The 14,812-nt window shown below is 51.1% G+C and carries 12 protein-coding genes, 3 tRNA genes and 2 rRNA genes; 12 read left to right on the forward strand and 5 right to left on the reverse strand.

Annotated features, from left to right (window positions below; translation table 11 throughout):
- The 12 genes from FE783_RS38025 to FE783_RS22880 all read left to right on the forward strand — a co-directional run.
- Positions 1 to 103: ribosomal RNA gene (locus tag FE783_RS38025) — 23S ribosomal RNA — on the forward strand; the annotation flags it as partial.
- 92 nt (positions 104 to 195) lie between these two features.
- Positions 196 to 312: ribosomal RNA gene (rrf, locus tag FE783_RS22835) — 5S ribosomal RNA — on the forward strand.
- A gap of 213 nt (positions 313 to 525) precedes the next feature.
- Positions 526 to 1,710 (forward strand): putative glycoside hydrolase, encoded by a 1,185-nt coding sequence (locus tag FE783_RS22840; protein WP_138881715.1) that lies wholly within the window; start codon positions 526 to 528, stop codon positions 1,708 to 1,710.
- 139 nt (positions 1,711 to 1,849) lie between these two features.
- Positions 1,850 to 3,310: an IMP dehydrogenase gene (guaB, locus tag FE783_RS22845; protein ID WP_138881716.1), complete on the forward strand. Its 1,461-nt coding sequence runs from the start codon at positions 1,850 to 1,852 to the stop codon at positions 3,308 to 3,310.
- Between the two features lie 259 nt (positions 3,311 to 3,569).
- Entirely contained in the window at positions 3,570 to 4,877 is a 1,308-nt protein-coding gene (locus FE783_RS22850; protein ID WP_238403210.1) for a D-alanyl-D-alanine carboxypeptidase family protein, read from the forward strand.
- A 121-nt stretch (positions 4,878 to 4,998) separates the two neighbouring features.
- The gene (gene pdxS, locus FE783_RS22855) at positions 4,999 to 5,880 is read left to right on the forward strand and encodes a pyridoxal 5'-phosphate synthase lyase subunit PdxS (protein ID WP_138881717.1); all 882 of its coding nucleotides are present in this window, start codon (positions 4,999 to 5,001) and stop codon (positions 5,878 to 5,880) included.
- Between the two features lie 21 nt (positions 5,881 to 5,901).
- Positions 5,902 to 6,489 carry a pyridoxal 5'-phosphate synthase glutaminase subunit PdxT gene (pdxT, locus tag FE783_RS22860; RefSeq protein ID WP_138881718.1) on the forward strand — a complete coding sequence of 196 codons (588 nt, stop codon included), beginning with the start codon at positions 5,902 to 5,904 and terminating at the stop codon, positions 6,487 to 6,489.
- A 160-nt stretch (positions 6,490 to 6,649) separates the two neighbouring features.
- The gene (gene serS / locus FE783_RS22865; RefSeq protein WP_138881719.1) at positions 6,650 to 7,930 is read left to right on the forward strand and encodes a serine--tRNA ligase; all 1,281 of its coding nucleotides are present in this window, start codon (positions 6,650 to 6,652) and stop codon (positions 7,928 to 7,930) included.
- Positions 7,931 to 7,984: 54 nt separating this feature from the next.
- A tRNA-Ser gene (locus FE783_RS22870) sits at positions 7,985 to 8,071 on the forward strand.
- Between the two features lie 157 nt (positions 8,072 to 8,228).
- Entirely contained in the window at positions 8,229 to 8,576 is a 348-nt protein-coding gene (locus FE783_RS22875) for a hypothetical protein (protein WP_138881720.1), read from the forward strand.
- Positions 8,577 to 8,592: 16 nt separating this feature from the next.
- Positions 8,593 to 8,751: a hypothetical protein gene (locus FE783_RS38030; RefSeq protein WP_202916242.1), complete on the forward strand. Its 159-nt coding sequence runs from the start codon at positions 8,593 to 8,595 to the stop codon at positions 8,749 to 8,751.
- Between the two features lie 18 nt (positions 8,752 to 8,769).
- Positions 8,770 to 8,916 (forward strand): small acid-soluble spore protein P, encoded by a 147-nt coding sequence (locus tag FE783_RS22880; RefSeq protein ID WP_138881721.1) that lies wholly within the window; start codon positions 8,770 to 8,772, stop codon positions 8,914 to 8,916.
- A 338-nt stretch (positions 8,917 to 9,254) separates the two neighbouring features.
- Here FE783_RS22880 and FE783_RS22885 read toward each other — a convergent pair whose 3' ends face one another.
- From FE783_RS22885 to FE783_RS22905, 5 genes are all read right to left on the reverse strand, one after another.
- Positions 9,255 to 10,052 (reverse strand): alpha/beta fold hydrolase, encoded by a 798-nt coding sequence (locus FE783_RS22885; RefSeq protein WP_238403211.1) that lies wholly within the window; start codon positions 10,050 to 10,052, stop codon positions 9,255 to 9,257.
- Positions 10,053 to 10,202: 150 nt separating this feature from the next.
- Positions 10,203 to 10,276 (reverse strand) — tRNA-Pro (locus FE783_RS22890).
- Between the two features lie 20 nt (positions 10,277 to 10,296).
- Positions 10,297 to 10,371 (reverse strand) — tRNA-Arg (locus FE783_RS22895).
- A 319-nt stretch (positions 10,372 to 10,690) separates the two neighbouring features.
- A complete protein-coding gene (locus FE783_RS22900; protein WP_138881722.1) occupies positions 10,691 to 11,986 on the reverse strand; it encodes an ABC transporter substrate-binding protein in 1,296 nt (431 codons plus the stop codon).
- 49 nt (positions 11,987 to 12,035) lie between these two features.
- Positions 12,036 to 14,702, reverse strand: coding sequence for an alpha-mannosidase (locus tag FE783_RS22905; protein WP_138881723.1), 2,667 nt, complete (start codon positions 14,700 to 14,702; stop codon positions 12,036 to 12,038).
- Between the last annotated feature and the right edge of the window lie 110 nt (positions 14,703 to 14,812).

Below are 14,812 nucleotides of genomic sequence, written 5' to 3' on the forward strand. Positions count from 1 at the left end.
CAATTCGTAAGACCCCTGGTAGACGACCAGGTTGATAGGTTCGGGGTGGAAGCGCGGCAACGCGTGCAGCTGACGAATACTAATCGGTCGAGGGCTTATCCAACTAGCCCCGGTAAACCCCCGGGGCACTCGATTCAGCTTTAACTTGATTCGTTTCGCATTCAGTTTTCAAGGAATAAACCTTGAGCAAAATCGTTTGGTGATGATGGCGGAGGGGATCCACGCGTTCCCATCCCGAACACGACCGTTAAGCCCTCCAGCGCCGATGGTACTTGGACCGCAGGGTCCTGGGAGAGTAGGACGTTGCCAAGCGATCGATACAACCCGGAAGTTCTGCCTAACAGCAGGGCTTTTTTTTATCGCTGGATTCCGATCTTATACAAATCAGCCTCTTGGATTAATTTCCAGAGGTTTTTTTCATTGTAGTACGATACGCGTTTTGCGATTAAGCCATACTATTTTCATGATGCTGTAAAGGATCCATTCCGATCCGACCAAGCTTCGTAGAGAAGGAGGTGGTCTGCGATGAAATCAGTTGTTCGGCTAGGCATCTATATGACGCTAATGGCAAGCATGGTCGGATGTCAATTGTACGCACCGGTTGAGCTGGACGCACGTTTGCCTATTCCGAATGGAACTCCCCGAACGGATGTGTCGAGCAGCGATACAACCTCTAATAATAGGCTTGTTTCTTCGGCGCCGTACGGTTTCCTTCCTTCCTCGAGACCGAAAGTCAAAGGATTATATGTTAGCGGTTGGGCGGCGGGAACACGTAAGCTGGATACTCTGATCGAGCTGATCGATCAAACCGAGCTCAATGCACTGGTCATCGATGTAAAAAACGATTCGGGCCAAGTTACTTATGACTCTCAATTGCCTCTGGTGAATGAGTTCGGAGCGGATTCCAGGAAGATGATACCGGATATGAAGAGGTTGATTGCGTATTTGAAAAGCAAGGACATTTACACCATTGCGCGAGTAGTCGTGTTTAAAGACCCGTGTATAGCTTCGATTAAGCCGGAATGGGCACTTCATACGAAGGACGGGTCGGTATGGAGGAATAAGCACGGCGATTCATGGGTCGATCCTTATAATCCTCAAGTATGGAACTACGCATTGGGCGTCGCTAAAGAAGCGGTGGATTACGGATTTGACGAGATTCAATTCGATTATGTCCGGTTCCCCGATAACGGTCGAGCGGTAGATCTGGAAGTCGAATATTCCAATCCGAATGACTGGTCGAAATCGGCTGCGATCGCTCAGTTTCTCAAGCAAGCAAAACTCGAGCTGAACCAAAAAGGTGTTTACGTATCTGCAGATGTATTCGGCTTGACGGCTTCCGTATCCGATGACATGGGCATTGGGCAAGTGTGGAGCGATTTGGCAGCTGAACTGGATGTCATTAGCCCGATGATCTATCCATCGCATTACGGCAACGGTGTGTATGGAATCGAGCACCCGGATTTGCAGCCTTATGCTGTCGTACAGCAAGCGTTATCGGATGGTCTCCATAAAAATGAACAGCTTGCGAAAACGGGCATACCGTCTGCGGGGATACGTCCGTGGCTTCAAGATTTTACGGCTGCTTGGGTCAAACCGCATTTGAAGTATGGGAACGAAGAGGTGCAAGCCCAAATTCAGGCGGCCAAGGAGCTCGGTATAGACGAATATTTGCTATGGAACCCCGGCTGTACTTACACTTTCAGGTAAAAGTATGACAGAACGTAGACAGTAACCCGTAGAACGTGCGTTACATAGCCGGTTTGCCTTGACATGAAAATTAAGCTTTTGTTACTATTTCAATATTATATGTAAACACTGCAAGGCAACTATGAAGGAGGAACTTCTCGTGTGGGAAAATAAGTTTGCCAAGGAGGGCTTAACGTTCGACGACGTTCTGCTCATCCCCAGGAAATCGGAAGTGTTTGGGCCGCGAGAAGTAGACGTCTCCACCCAATTGACAGACAAGCTTAAATTGAATACGCCGCTGATCAGCGCTGCGATGGATACGGTAACGGAAGCCGCATTGGCGATCGCCATCGCCCGGGAAGGCGGATTCGGAATCATCCATAAAAATATGTCGATCGCCCAGCAGGCGGAGGAAGTCGATCGCGTGAAACGGTCGGAGAGCGGCGTTATAACGAATCCGTTCTCGTTGACACCGGAGCACCATGTTTACGACGCGGAAGAACTCATGGGCAAATACCGGATTTCCGGAGTTCCGATCGTTGACGCCAACAATAAGCTGGTAGGCATTTTGACGAACCGCGACCTTCGTTTCGTGCACGATTATTCGATCAAGATTAAAGATGTGATGACGAAAGAAAATTTGGTGACCGCACCGGTGGGCACTACGCTGCAGGAAGCGGAAATCATTTTGCAGAAGCATAAAATCGAGAAGCTGCCGCTTGTAGACGAGTCGAATACGTTAAAAGGGCTCATCACGATTAAAGATATCGAGAAAGCGATCCAGTTCCCTAACGCGGCCAAGGATGCTCAGGGAAGGCTTCTGGTCGGTGCGGCTATCGGTGCTTCCCGTGACGCAATGGAACGTGCCAGCGAGCTCGTAAAAGTAGGTGTGGACGTTATTGCCGTCGACTCCGCTCACGGTCACCATATCAATATTTTGGAAACCGTCCGCAAACTGCGAAATCAATTCCCGGACTTGGTCATTATTGCAGGAAATGTCGCGACGGGCGAAGGAACGCGCGATCTGATCGAAGCAGGCGCCTCGATTATCAAGGTAGGCATGGGACCGGGCTCAATCTGCACGACGCGGGTTATCGCAGGGATAGGGGTTCCCCAAATTACGGCTATTTACGATTGCGCGACCGTAGCCAAGGAATACGGCGTTCCGATTATCGGAGACGGCGGCGTGAAGTATTCAGGCGACATTACGAAAGCGATCGCGGCTGGAGCCGATGCTATCATGATCGGCAGCTTGTTTGCAGGCTGTGAGGAAAGTCCGGGTGAATCGGAAATTTTCCAAGGTCGCCGGTTTAAAGTATACCGCGGCATGGGCTCGATAGGCGCCATGAAGGAAGGCAGCAAGGACCGCTACTTCCAAGAAGGCGAATCGAAGCTTGTACCGGAAGGAATAGAAGGCAGAGTAGCATACAAAGGTCCATTGCACGATACGATACATCAATTGGTCGGCGGTTTAATCCAGGGGATGGGTTATTGCGGCACTCGCACCATTCGCGAGCTGAAGGAAGATACGCAGTTCATCCGCATTACGGGGGCGGGTCTTCGCGAGAGTCACCCTCACGATGTGCAAATTACGAAGGAAGCTCCGAATTATTCGATGTAATGTAAAACGACAGGCAGGGTGCATACGTGCCCTGCCTCTTTCATTTTACGGATTGTGTGGCGTTTTTGCGCGAAAGGCCGTTTTGCCTTTTGCCTCAAGGGTCGGTATGTTACAATAAAGAAAGGCTCTGTCGATGCGGATCAAGGATGTTTTTTATTCGATGATTCATTCTCGCAATGATTCCGGGGATTTTTCGGGGAGATGGAAACGTAATCTTTTTCGATTGGTCAATATAGGGTGAAAGGGAGCTGGGAGAAGAGTGTTGGGAGCAGGAAAAGTCAGTTGGAGCAAGTTGATCGTATGGGTATGTTGGATTACGGTATTGGCCAATACGCTATTTGTGCTGCAGCCGTCCAAGGCGCAAGCGGCCGACGCAGTCGATTTGAAGCTGGAAGCGAAGGCGGCGATTCTGATCGAAGCGTCGACCGGACAAGTTCTATACGAGATGAATGCGGACCAGCCTATGCCTCCCGCCAGCATGTCCAAGATGATGACCGAATATTTGGTCATGGAAGCGGTGAAATCGGGGAAAATAAAATGGGACAGCATCGTATCTCCTTCTCAATATGCGGTTGATGTAATTGGTTCCGGCCAATTAATCGGACCTGGAGAAAAATATACGGTTAAAGATTTGTTTGGCGCTATGTCTATTTATTCGGCCAACGACGCGACGGTTGCGCTGGCTGAATTTGTTGGCGGAAGCGAAGCGGATTTCGTCAAGATGATGAACGATACGGCCAAAAAGTTCGGATTCAACGAAAAATCTTTTTTTATTAACTCGACCGGACTGTCCCGAGCGGATCTGGGCAAATATGCGCCTCCGGGAACGGAGCCGGACACGATGATTACGGCCCGGGATGCGGCGACGCTGGCATATCATATCATTACCGAGCATCCCGAAGTTCTGGAGTTCTCGAGCGTTCCGTCGAAAAAGTTCCGCGAGACCGATAAATCGCCTATGATCAACTGGAACTGGATGCTCGAAGGCAACAAGGATAACCCGAACTTTAAATCTTATGTATATCAAGGGCTGGACGGCTTAAAGACGGGCCATACGCTTGAAGCCGGATACTGCTTTACCGGAACCGCCGTTCGTAACGGCATGCGTCTGATCAGCGTCGTCATGAATACGCCGTCCGAAGCGAAGCGATTCAGGGAAACGCAGAAGCTGCTCGATTATGGATTCAATACGTTTGAGATGAAATCGGTTATTCCTGCGAAAAGCCAAGTCGATTCGATGAAGACGATCCCTGTCAAAAAGGGTGTCAAAACGGAAGTGCCAGTCGTAACCGCCGACGCCGTCGATTTCGTCGTGAAAAAAGGCGAAGCGCCGCAAGTAACGATGGAGGCGGCACCGCTGCAGGAAGTGAAGAGCGCTCCGATCAGCACCGGCGATGTGCTCGGAACTGTTAAGGTGAAAGTTAACGATATAGAGAAAACGGTCAATCTGGTCGCCTCCCAAGATTTGGAAAAAGGAAGTTGGTTCCGTCTCATGATGCGGGGAATCAAAAACTTCTTCGGGGGCATATTCTCCGGTATTGCCGACGGGCTAAAAAACCTGTTCTAAATGGTTGACATGGGTTGTTAATTAAGAAGGCTTGATGTACAATGACTCTTTAGAAGAGGTTCATGTGTACAGGCTTGAACGGTATGGAACTACAGCTATTCATATACAGGAGGAATACAAGATGGAGACAGGAACTTGGACAGTTAAAAAAGGGATGGCCGAAATGCAAAAAGGCGGCGTCATCATGGACGTTATGAACGCCGAGCAGGCAAAAATCGCGGAAGCGGCCGGAGCATGCGCCGTAATGGCTCTGGAACGCGTCCCTTCGGATATTCGCGCAGCCGGCGGCGTAGCCCGTATGGCGGACCCTACCGTGTTGGAAGAAGTTATGAAAGTGGTCAGCATCCCGGTTATGGCCAAATGCCGGATCGGGCACTATGTAGAAGCACGCGTACTCGAATCGCTCGGAGCCGACTATATCGACGAGAGCGAAGTGCTTACGCCGGCGGATGAAGTGTTCCATATCAGCAAAAAAGATTTTACCGTACCGTTCGTTTGCGGTGCAAAAGATATCGGAGAAGCGCTTCGCCGCATCGGTGAAGGTGCAGCGATGATGCGTACGAAAGGTGAACCGGGAACGGGCAACATCGTTGAAGCCGTTCGCCACATTCGGATCATCAACTCGCAAATCCGCAAAATCCAAAGCATGTCCAAAGACGAACTGATGACCGAAGCGAAAAACTTGGGCGCTCCTTACGATCTCGTGCTGTATGTCCATGAGAACGGCCGTCTGCCGGTCGTAAACTTCGCAGCAGGCGGAGTGGCCACTCCTTCCGATGCGGCTCTCATGATGCATTTGGGCGCGGACGGAGTATTCGTCGGATCCGGTATTTTCAAATCGGATAACCCGGAGAAGTTCGGCAAGGCGATCGTTCAAGCAACGACTCACTATACCGACTATGCGCTGATTGCCGAAGTTTCCAAAAACTTGGGCACCCCGATGAAAGGGATCGAAATCTCCAAGCTGGAAGCGTCGCAGCGGATGCAGGACCGTGGCTGGTAAGCGAAGAAAGAAGGGTCAGCAATGAAAATAGGCGTTCTCGCTCTGCAAGGGGCGGTGGCGGAGCATATCAAGATGATCGAATCCGCGGGAGCCGAAGGCGTTGTCGTCAAAAGAACGGAACAGCTGCATGACTTGGACGGGATCATCATCCCGGGCGGGGAAAGCACGACGATCGGAAAGCTGATGCGGGACTACGGATTCATCGAGGCGGTCCGTTCCTTCAATGGACAAGGCAAGCCGGTTTTCGGCACTTGCGCCGGACTGATCATTTTGGCCGATGAAATTGTCGGTCAAGAACAGGCCCATCTGCAGTTGATGAATATGAAGGTTCAGCGCAACGCATTCGGCCGCCAACGCGAGAGCTTCGAAACGGAGCTTGCGATCAAAGGCATCGAAGAGCAGGTACGGGCTGTGTTCATCCGGGCTCCCTTGATCAAGGAAGTAGGACCCGAGGTCGACGTGCTGTCCGTGCATAACGGGGAAATTGTTGCAGCGAGACAGGGCAATTTGCTGGCGGCATCGTTCCATCCCGAGCTGACGGACGATTATCGGATGCACCAATACTTTCTAGATATGGTCAAAGAGGCAAAGACTTCTTCGGTTCAATGATATAACGCTCCTGCAAGAAGCACCTTGATTGGCTAAAGCCCGGGGTGCTTTCTTTTTTGCAAGAAGTCGTACCGGCGCGTCAAGTTGAATATTTCACCGATGTATAGTACATTATATTGCATAACTTTGTATACTAGTTCCCTTTTGGGAGGGGTTTTTGTTGTTCGACGTCAAGCTGTTGCGTAATGAGATCGAACGGGTAAAAGAAGCGATGTCCGCGCGGGGGAAATCGGCCGAAGAAATAAATCGTTTCACCGGTTTGGACGGAAAGCGAAGAGAATTGCTTCAGGAAAGCGAGCAATTGAAAAACCGCAGAAATACCGTATCTCAGGAAGTAGCTGCCATGAAACGCAGCGGAGAGAACGCCGATTTGCTTATTGCGGAGATGCGCGACGTGAATGACCGGATCAAAGGATTGGACGAAGAAGTCCGTGTGCTCGAGGACGATCTGAACAAGCTGCTTCTGTCCATTCCGAACATGCCCCACGCCTCCGTACCGGTCGGCAAATCCGAGGACGATAATGTGGAAATGCGCCGGGAAGGCGAAGTTCCTTCGTTTGCTTTCGAGCCGAAGGCTCACTGGGAGCTGGCGGACAAGCTCGGCATTCTCGATTTCGAAGCCGGGGCGAAAGTAACGGGTTCCCGGTTCGTATTCTATAAAGGGCTCGGAGCACGGCTTGAGCGGGCATTAATCAATTTCATGATGGATTTGCACAGCGATGCTCATGGCTACGAGGAAATGCTACCCCCTTACATCGTAAACCGGGATAGCTTGACCGGAACGGGGCAGCTCCCCAAATTTGAAGAAGACGTATTTAAAATACAAAATACCGATTATTTCCTCATTCCAACGGCGGAAGTCCCGGTTACGAACGTTCATCGGGATGAAATACTGCCTGTGGAGCAGCTTCCTAAATATTATGTCGCCTACAGCGCATGCTTCCGCTCGGAAGCGGGTTCTGCGGGGAGAGATACGCGCGGACTCATCCGTCAGCATCAGTTCAATAAAGTGGAGCTGGTGAAGATCGTGAAGCCCGAGGACTCCTACGACGAGCTAGAGACGCTGACGCAGCATGCGGAGAAAGTACTGCGGCTGTTGAAGCTTCCATACCGCGTTCTGACGCTCTGTACGGCCGATCTGGGCTTCTCTTCGGCCAAGACGTATGATTTGGAGGTATGGCTGCCCAATAGCGGCATGTATCGCGAAATATCGTCCTGCAGCAATTTTGAAGACTTCCAGGCACGCAGAGCGAATATGCGGTTCCGCCGCGATGCGAAATCGAAGCCGGAGTTCGTCCATACGCTGAACGGGTCCGGACTTGCGATAGGGCGGACTTTGGCCGCTATTCTGGAAAATTATCAGCAGGCGGACGGAAGCATACTTGTCCCGGAAGCGCTCCAGCCGTACATGAACGGAGTAACCGTAATCGGTAAAAAATAGACCTTGCAGGGCGCCCGCCTCGTATGATAAAATTCTTTGACGGGCGCCTATTGTGGAGAGGTGGTCGAGTGGTTTAAGGCTCTGGTCTTGAAAACCAGCGAAGGGGTAACTCTTCCGTGGGTTCGAATCCCACCCTCTCCGTACTAGCTTTCATGCAACGGGATGCAGAACCTTTAGGTTCGTCGAAGCCTAGAACACAAGCCATGAATCACGCGATTCATGGCTTTTTTTGTACGTTTCGCCATTCGCATAAAAGGGTGCTCACCTTCGCAAGTTAACGTAGCGGAGGTGTTTTTTTATGAGCAAAACAGATGTGCTCACGATCGATCAAAGCGAATTGACGGCGGCGTGGAAGCAAACCTTGCCTACCGTGCTTAACGAGTCGGATCAGGCGGAGGTACTGCCTGACGAGCATGACCCGAAATCATTGCGCATTCACATTCGAACCGCAGGACATTCCATGTATACGTTCGATTTTCAAGTTACGTATGTCGATTCTCGCGAAGTGAAGGTCGAATTGGTCGATGTGGAGAAAGCGGATCAAACGGTAGACGAGCGAAACGACGTCATTCAAAATTTGGTGGAAGATTATATACGCCACATCCATGAATGCGCCCAAGCTCTCAAGAAGATCACATCAAGCTGACGGAGGTCGGAACACGATGACAAGGCAGAAATCGGCCGATAAAAATTTGCAGAACGTAGTCAAAGATTTGGATCAGAATCCCGTTAATGCGTTTCATGCCCAACAGCTTCAGCAGGATACGAACGACAGGCAAAAACGGGATCGTCATAATCACGATACGACCACTGTCAAATAAGCGAGAGGAGAGCTGAATATGCCGAAGGATATACCTCAACCTGTAAATCCTCCTACGGGAGCCAAGCAACGAAACGCCAATAATGGCGGCAAGAGTGAGCCGCTGCCCGGATCGAAGCGGACGAAGCAGGCGAACCATACCCGCCATAACAACGGAGAAGGTTAAAAAAATAATAACGAAATCCGGGTATAACAATCCGTATCCCGGACATACTATATGTGACGGTGAAGAGAGAGGTGTGGTTCCGTTGAACTATTCAACTGCAACACCAAGTAAGGATCAATATACCGAACATTGAAGCGGAGGCGATGTGCTAAAGACACGTTAGCGTGTTCCTAACACATGGAGTTGGATTGTTGGCTGACAGCGATCCTCGTGACCGAAGCAGAAGGTAAGGGAAAATCGATTCATACAAACCTATCACCGTCAAAAAGGACCCGAAAGGGTCCTTTTGACGTTTGTGCGAAAAAGACCCGCCTGTAAATCCAAGCGGGTATCGAACATTAATCTTGTAAAGTCTTGATAAAAGAAGCAAGCTTATCTGCCAAATCATTCGGGCTTTCCATCATGCTCATATGACCGACCTTCTCCAACAAAATTTGCCGGATAGACGGACTTTGCACCGAAAACGTTTTGTCTGGCTTAATGATCTGGTCATTCTCGCCGGCAACGAGCACAACAGGACACGAGGCATGTTCCAGTACGGCATTCCGGTCAGGCCGTCCGCGCATCGCCTCTAACGTAAGTACGGCACCTTCAGGTGGCGTGGCATAGCCGACTTTCTTCGCTTCCTCCACTTTCCCTGACATCGATTCGACGTGCTCGGGTGCAAAAAGCTTAGGAATCAAGCCGTCGACGAACGGCACAACCCCGGAATCGAGTACCGTCTGTATTGCGTTAAGCCGGTTCTCCCTGCCCTTCTCGTCATCCGGATAGGCGGTTGAATGAATCAATCCGAACGCTGCAACGCAGTCGGAATGGCGCTCTGCGGCCGCCAATGTAACATATCCGCCCAGCGAATGCCCCAGCCATACGGCTTTGCCGATATTCAACTGCTTCAACAGCTGTGCCATGTCGTCAGCGAATGATTCAATCGGATAAGGTGTCTTAGGAACGCCTGACTGTCCGTGGCCGGGCAAATCCGGGACGATCAGTCTGCAATGCTGCTGAAGAAACGGGACGACAGCATCCCAATAAGACGAGCTGCCGCAAAAACCGTGAAGCAGCAAAACGGGAATGCCATCCCCCTCATCCTTGTAGGCGATTTCGATAGAGCGTTCGGTCAGTTTCATTTTGTTCATGAACATTCCTCCCGATATTTATTTTCTCCATGCTACCCAAAAAGAAACGGAAAAGCAAAGCCAACAAAAACAACGATGTGCGGAGTCCCGCTAACATCGTTGTTGAACAAAAAAAATTACGGGTGAACCACCCGTAATTTTTCTTCAATATCGGAACGACAGGATTCGAACCTGCGACCTCTTAGTCCCGAACCAAGCGCTCTACCAAGCTGAGCCACGTTCCGTCGATATATAATTCGTCAAGCGCGCCACGGCGGGATTCGAACCCGCGACGCACAGTTTAGGAAACTGTCGCTCTATCCTGCTGAGCTACGGGCGCAAGCACAATAACATGCAAGAAAAAGTATAGCATAAAGGTAGGCAAAAGTAAAGGTTATTCGTGTCCGGAAGTTGTCCGGCAGCAGGGGGAACCGTACAGTCATCGGCTAGACAGTTACGATTTATTTAAGGAACCCCTATGCAAGTTGACGAATTGCACAGGGGCCGTTTTGAACGATACAGAAATTTTAAGTTCGCTAAAGTGATACAGCTGCGAAGCATTGCCCCATTAGAGCGTACTGCGAGTTTCTGTACCAAGAAAAACTTCAACTATAACGCGGTCGCTCATCTTCGAAGTACGTCGATAGACGTTTTTCTTACTACTTATTTGGCTGGTTCAACTTTTCTTTAATCGCCTTGTCCATCTGCTCGTCCGCTTCCCGCAACGCGGTGTTGATGTCCTTGCCCGAGTATAACACATCGTTGAACGAATTGATGATGATCGTGGCGGCGGGTAGGTTTTTGAACGATTGCAGCAGGGCCAGCTTCAGCTTCGTAAAGGCCAGCACATTTTTAGAATCGTACCCGCTGATGTTTTTGCCGAATTGGTTTTGGATAGTCGAATCCTTCAGTACGGACAGCCTTCCGTTTCGGGACAAGTCCGTCTGCACCTCATCGGACAACATGACGGACAGCACCTGAAACGCGGCCTCTTTGTTTTTGCTTTGGCTCGTAATAGCGAACGTATAGGAGTCTACACGCTGCCCCACCCCTGGCACTTTCGTATTTTGCGGATAGGTGACCACATCCCAGTTGAAATCTTTGACGGCAAGCATACTTTTCAACGTGGAGGTCGAATCGGTCATCATGGCCAGATGCCCCGTATTGAATTCTTTAGCGTAATTCGTACCTTTCGGAGGGTAGCCCGGTATTTTGTATAAGCTGTACCACAAATTAAACAGATCCTGCCAGCCTTGCGTTTGAAAGACAGGCTTATTGGTTTTGACGTCGATCCACGGGAGGCTGACCTGGTAAGCTCCGCGGTACGCTCCATCCGGCCATAATCCCCAATACTGGACGCCACCCTCGCTTCTCGTCATTTTGACGGCCAGGTCCCGCACCTCTTCCCAGGTCATGTTATCTTTCGGATACGGGACCCCGAAGCGGTCAAACAGTTCCTTATTGTAAAACAATGCGAATGCTTGATTGTACAAGGGGAGGCCGGCTAAATAGTCCAAATCGCTGCCGATTTTGATGGACTGCACAAGCTCGGGTTGAATGCGGTTGACATCAAACTTATAGGTTTTGATTAATTCTTCCATATTGAATTGAAGTCCAAGTTCGACCAACTCGTTCATATTGAGCGGATAATTCGCGGCAATATCCGGAATCTCTCTGGCCGCCACCTGCTCTCTGAGCGATTGTCCTTTCTCCGCAATATCGATTCTCTTCACGGTAATATGCGGATATTTTTTCTTGACGGGATCCGATATATATCGTTGGACTTCTTCATCATTTATGGCTCCGCTGTGCGCGGCGATTGTGATCGTCACCGGCTGCGGGGCATCCGGCTTATTCGCCTCCTGCGTGTCTGCCGGTTTTTTCGCCGCACAGCCACCAGCCCCAACCGCGAGCAGCAAGGCGAGGATATTCATAACACTGCGAGTCTTGTTCAATAAGACCACCCCACATCTTGTTTTTTCAATGATTAAGAAAAAAAGACGCTTATACGAACTTCAAACGGAATGTCTGGATTTTCCAAGGCCCCAGTCGAATATCGAATGCATTGGCCTCGTGGGGAACGATTTTGCCGGATTCTTCATCCAAGGAGGCTTCCGTCACCTCCGTCAAGGGTTGGAAGCAGGTAAACAGAGCCGTGGCAGGAACACCCGACATGTTGTAGCAGCGTACGATCAGTTCGTCCTCTTTTCCGTTCTCCGGGCGCTTGATCACACTTGCGCAGATGTCGGAGCCGGACAGTTCGAAATAACTCTTCGGCTCGGCCGGAATGGAATTCTCGCCAACCTTAACAATCGAGGGGTGCAGATCGGCCTGAAGACATTCCTGCAGCCGGACCAGATCTGCAAACGAGGCGGAATCGTCCAGAACGGCAAGCGCATATTTGAACGTCAATCGGCCTGTAATCTGGCCGCCTTCTTCGCCGTCAGTCAGTCGGGTTTTCGAAAACGAGCGGAACATCGTCACGTGAATGGAGCCCCGTTCGTCGTCAGGAGCGGCGCATTCGTGAAGGCCGAATGCCGAAACGAACGCCAGTCCGGTTCCGTCACGTCTGCGTTTGCCGACAATGCCGCCCATCTGCTTCTCCGGAACCTCGCATTCTTTCCAGTTCTGCGTTTCCGTCCGAATCCCCGTATGCCGCTCGACAAAGGCAAACGGTTGGTTGGCAAAAAAACTGGACGTTGGCACACCCGTAGGAACGACCAGACGCAGCCGATGATCGCGGGCTTGATTGTCGATTTCGGTTTTGATATCCACATGCGCCGCTCCCTTGGAAAGCCCGATCAAAGAGTGAATGGTCAGCACGACTCGTTCATCCGAACGCCGGAGCCCATGCGGAAGCATTTCCATGGAACGGGGAACCCGAAGCTCATGGGTAATTCGAAAAACGGTGCGAACCGGACCGTTCTCCACGGTTTCGATCGTACAGGCGGCGCCGCGGCTTGTAATCTGGCGGTCTTCGACGGGATTGACGTGATACCATCCGTCGCCGATTTCCCCGTCGTCCAGGTAGCTCAACAGTTCATCGTAGAGGATGCCGTTTTGTTTGTCGTATAGGGCGATCGTACCGTTGTCGCGGATCGTCAGCTTGATCCATTCGTTCTCTGCTTCCCGTTCCTGTCGGGAGAGAGGCTGTAAATAACGGGATGGTTTTACGCTTGGGACGATTTTATATTGGACCGCGCCCATAGCTGGAACGTCCACTTCCATGGAAACGGTATGGCGGTCCGCGCTTCTAGCCTCAGCCCCAAGCCCTCTTACGGTCATCTGTTTCCTCATCCGGCACAATCCGTACGGAATTTCTTCTCCGCGATGATCATGAATGGTAAAGCTGTTTATCAACTCGTAACCGAAAGGCTCTTGATATTGAGTAGGATAGTTCGGCTCGAAATCGATGTCTACGGTGACCACGCTTCGCCGGGGGAACGGCAGCGGATTCCACAAAGTGAGCATTCTCGCGCCTCCGCTGCTTTCCGTATCGGGTTTGGCTGATTCCTTGCTCAGGATGGTCTTGATCACCTGCAAAGAAATTTCCTTCGCCTGATCGAACCGATACTGCATGTCACGGTGCACCTGATCGATCGAGCAACCGCAGATCGAGTCGTGCGGATGGTTTTGCAGCAAATACTTGTACGCGAGATCGACAAATGCCTTCTGCACGGGAAACCCGCGAAGCGCGGACAAAGCGGCCAGAGGCTCGACCCATTTTTCCAGCAGCACCTGGCATTCGTCGTTCGCTTTTTTAAGCGGGTAACGGCTCGACAACGTATGGGTGATCAAGTAATTGGATCCCGGCGCATCTTTGCCCGGCTCGTTCAGTTCTCCCGTTATGACCGGCATCTCTTGCCGATACGGTTCGAGCTGCTCGCCCATCCGTTCCAGATTCACATGGCGGACGTCCGCTTCCGGATAAAGGTCGCGGATCATGTCCAGATAATACGCCGTGTTCGGGCGAATCCGCGCATGATCTTGACAGTCCATGAGCAGACAGACGGGGATCGGGCTTCGTTTCAGCTCCCGTTCTATGGCGGTTTGAATCAACTGCTTCGTATCCTCCGGGGACAACCCTCTGCGTTCCGCCTCCATGAGCACGACCAGGAATGCCCCGTACGAGTTTGCATCCTGCAGCTTGAAGGTGATGCATTCGCTCCCGTCCGGCGATCGCCAACGGAAATGAGCCGGAGCGTCGTGCTCGTTGACCCCCCTCCCCAGCAGGGCATACGAAATGCCAAACCCGCTGAAGATTTGCGGCATTTGGGCAATATGACCGAAAATATCGCATACGTACCCGTACCTCCACGGTTCGACCCCCCATTCCTTGCAAATGCGCCGGCCTGTCAGCAAATTGCGGATCAGACTTTCGCCGGACAGCAAGTATTCATCGGGCATGACGTACCACGGTCCGATCACGATCCGGCCATCTTGAATGAGCCGGGCGAGCCGTTCCCGTTTGGCAGGTTCGATCTCAAGGAAATCCTCCAGCACGATCGTTTGGCCGTCCAGATGAAATGTGGCAAACTCCGGACGGCGCTCCAGCTCATCGATCATTTCGTTCATGACGGCTACAAGCCAGAAGCGAAAGCCTTGGAAGGATTCGTACCATTCCCGGTCCCAATGGGTACTGGAAAAGTAATAAATGGATGGTTTCGTCATACTGCTCCGTGCCTCTCTTTCCCGAACCGAATCGGTCAACCTAAATTTGAATTTGCTGTCGGGGAACTATTGATTATAATAGAACCACACCGACTGTACGTACTTCGATT

Origin of the sequence: Paenibacillus mesophilus (assembly GCF_005938385.1) — a bacterium.
Classification (GTDB): Bacteria; Bacillota; Bacilli; order Paenibacillales; family NBRC-103111; genus Paenibacillus_AB; species Paenibacillus_AB mesophilus.

Bases quoted from the DNA above. Each gene is read 5' to 3' on its own strand.
- FE783_RS22875 (WP_138881720.1), top strand. From the start codon at position 8,229: ATGAGCAAAACAGATGTGCTCACGATCGATCAAAGCGAATTGACGGCG.
- FE783_RS22880 (WP_138881721.1), top strand. From the start codon at position 8,770: ATGCCGAAGGATATACCTCAACCTGTAAATCCTCCTACGGGAGCCAAG.
- pdxT (WP_138881718.1), top strand. From the start codon at position 5,902: ATGAAAATAGGCGTTCTCGCTCTGCAAGGGGCGGTGGCGGAGCATATC.
- FE783_RS38030 (WP_202916242.1), top strand. From the start codon at position 8,593: ATGACAAGGCAGAAATCGGCCGATAAAAATTTGCAGAACGTAGTCAAA.
- pdxS (WP_138881717.1), top strand. From the start codon at position 4,999: ATGGAGACAGGAACTTGGACAGTTAAAAAAGGGATGGCCGAAATGCAA.
- FE783_RS22905 (WP_138881723.1), bottom strand. From the start codon at position 14,702: ATGACGAAACCATCCATTTATTACTTTTCCAGTACCCATTGGGACCGG.
- FE783_RS22885 (WP_238403211.1), bottom strand. From the start codon at position 10,052: ATGAACAAAATGAAACTGACCGAACGCTCTATCGAAATCGCCTACAAG.
- FE783_RS22840 (WP_138881715.1), top strand. From the start codon at position 526: ATGAAATCAGTTGTTCGGCTAGGCATCTATATGACGCTAATGGCAAGC.